Here is a 1,107-nt window from a genome sequence, read left to right on the forward strand (position 1 = left end):
GGAAACCATAATCCACACCAAAGAGATGCTCAGGGCGGTGCCGAATAAAGGGATAGGGTACGGGGCCTTGCATCAGGCCGGGAATTTAGCCGGTGAGTTGCCGGCGATAAGTTTCAACTATCTCGGCCAGCTGGGGGGAGACGCCGGACAGGGCCGCCATCAAGACTGGTCACTGACCGACGACGATTGTGGGGCCGTGGTGGCCAGCGATAACCCCAGCCCTTTGCTGCTGGATATCAATGGGGCGGTTCAGGCGGGAAGCCTGCAATTCAGTGTGAGATCCCGTTTGTCACCGGCCCTGACTCAGGTATTTATCACGGCATTTGAGCAGGCACTTACCACCGTCATCACGGCCGGCCAAAAACAGGCCCGGTTGGGCGGAGTAAAAACCCCCAGTGATTATGGCATTGAAGGCGTTTCAATCGAGCGGTTAAGTCGTTTTCAGCAGAGGTATCAGATTGAAGCGTTGTATCCCGCCACCAGTTTGCAGCAGGGTTTTGTTTATCATTATCTGGCTCAACCGCAGGATGATGCTTATCGGGTGCAGTTACTGTTGGATTATCACGACAGGTTGGATTTTGCGGCTTACCAGCAGGCCTGGTCGTTGGCTTCACTGCGCTTCCCTGTCCTCAGGACGGCCTTTGACTGGGAAGGGGAGGTATTGCAGATTGTGACGGAGGGCGCCAGTATCGGGCCGGCCAATTTCACGATCAAAGATATCAGTTCATTGCCGGCAGAAGAGTGGGACCGGGCGATTGAAGAACTCCAGCAAAATGACCGGGCCCAGCCTTTTGATTTACATCATCCCGGGTTAATCCGCTTCACTTTAATCAGGCAGCAGGCACAGCGGGTGACGGTACTGATCACTCAGCACCACTGTATTGCCGACGGCTGGAGTAACCCGATTTTATTGCAGACCGTGCATGAGTATTACAATGCGCTGTTGCAGGGACGAGTCCTCCCGAAAGGGGTGGACACGGCCTACCTGGCGACTCAGCAATATCATCTTGATCACAAGGAGGCCTCCGAAGCGTATTGGGCTGAACGCAAAACCCAGTTTCAGGGGGCGAATGATCTTTCTGCCCTGTTAAGTCACGGGATTGACCT

Annotated in this window: 1 protein-coding gene; it reads left to right on the top strand. The window is 54.6% G+C overall.

Going from position 1 to position 1,107, the window contains the following annotated elements; genetic code table 11:
• Window positions 1–1,107, top strand: a 1,107-nt coding sequence (locus NXS07_RS20225; protein ID WP_258087538.1) for a condensation domain-containing protein, incomplete at both ends; no start/stop codon positions are given.

The organism is Xenorhabdus bovienii, from assembly GCF_024721015.1.
Taxonomy (GTDB): domain Bacteria; phylum Pseudomonadota; class Gammaproteobacteria; order Enterobacterales; family Enterobacteriaceae; genus Xenorhabdus; species Xenorhabdus bovienii.